At 50.6% G+C, this 725-nt stretch carries 1 protein-coding gene; it reads left to right on the forward strand.

Annotated features, from left to right (window positions below):
- Positions 1–15 precede the first annotated feature (15 nt).
- Positions 16–725: hypothetical protein (locus tag EXE45_RS17240; RefSeq protein WP_137695053.1), on the forward strand; the 710-nt coding region annotated here is incomplete at its 3' end.

Consider the following 725-nt stretch of genomic DNA (forward strand, 5'->3'; position numbering starts at 1 on the left):
GTACTTCACGGAGCAATGGCAGCCGTCATCGGGTATCAGATATTCCGAGGAGGTTCTTGGAATGTCATTACGGCCGAAATAGCCATTTTTGCGTTCTTCACATTCTGGAGTTCGCAACTAGCCTTTCCGGCAGGAATGTACTCTCCGGACACCTTCGCGTTTATTCCGACCGCGAAATCGATCGTTGTATCCGGGGGCCTCGAACAGGTTGGAACGTATAGTCACACACCGGGACATATGGTATTCGTCGCGGAATTCGCTCAGGTCACCGGATTAAATGTGGATATCAGCTATCGATTTGGTGCAACAGCGGCGATCGCTGGGACGGTTCTTATCCTCGCGTACGCTGACCGTGCGATTCCGGGTCTATCCCGACGGACTGCCTTGCTCGCGGCGCTGATCTTCGTACTGATGTCGTATTCTATCGCAAAAGGCACTCGTCCGACGAAGTTGAATTTCTTTTATCCATTGATTCCGTTGATCGTTCTCTCCGTATTCAAAATCGAGTGTGGTCTCGGCGATTCGAAGCGATATCTTCCTCCTCTGTTCCTAGTGATGGTGTACTTGATCTTTGGACACACATACAGCGGCGGGGCCGCGCTAATAGTGACCGGCGTAATCTGGCTATATCTCAGCGGAATTCCGGTGTTAAATGGTCTCGATTATTCTGAGCGTATCCCCGTCCGCACGACGATCGCGTTTGGAATTCTATGTATAATGTATCT

Source organism: Halorubrum sp. SP9, from assembly GCF_005435015.1.
GTDB lineage: Archaea > Halobacteriota > Halobacteria > Halobacteriales > Haloferacaceae > Halorubrum > Halorubrum sodomense.